1 protein-coding gene is annotated in these 678 nt (G+C 59.0%); it reads right to left on the bottom strand.

Features of this window, described 5'->3' with window-relative positions; translation table 11 throughout:
- Positions 1 to 362: 362 nt before the first annotated feature.
- On the bottom strand, positions 363 to 678 hold a 316-nt coding region (locus tag ACX3OZ_RS20900), incomplete at its 5' end, for a hypothetical protein (protein ID WP_459105516.1).

Here is a 678-nt window from a genome sequence, read left to right on the forward strand (position 1 = left end):
TGCCCCAGTTCCTGGCATCCGCCCAACCGCACCAAAACAACAAACCCCATAGCGCAAAGCGTGCGGACCGCGGGTTCCTGCATGGGTGGCTTTGCGACGCCAAGCGGCATCCCAAACCCTTCACCCATGTAGTCGTTCAGCTGGCCCTAACCGCGTCCCAAAGGCGGACGTTCAGGCACCAGGACCATCGACAGCATTGCCTCAGGGGGAGATATCCCGCTTCGCTACACACGCATAGCATTCACAACGACTGAAAATGCGGGCGAATTCTGCCGTTGCTGGCGTAGTGGAGATAGTACCCAGCGAAAAACGGCAACCAGTCGTCCAGAACCTGGACCAGGCGCCCCGAGGTTATTTCCCTTTCAACGATATTCCCTAGCGGCGGAGGTAAATCCGGGGTCGTAGGTGACATGCAGGCCTTGGCGTAAAGCAATCGGATACTCCGCCACGCGCCGCATAAACGTTGCCGCGATCATGCCGTTGCCGGCGAACAACTCGGTGTTTTCCTCGTAGCCCACCAGCGAAAACTGGTGCCGCCCGATCCTTGCCGGTAATGGCTGAGAGCGGCGGTGCAAAATTAGTCCACGGTAGCGGCGGGATAGTCCCGCTTCGGGCGGCGTAAAAGTCGGCCACCTATCTTCCTTCTGCGACGCTTGCAGGAGGGTTGGGGATCTATAC

Source organism: Devosia sp. A369 (genome assembly GCF_054489345.1).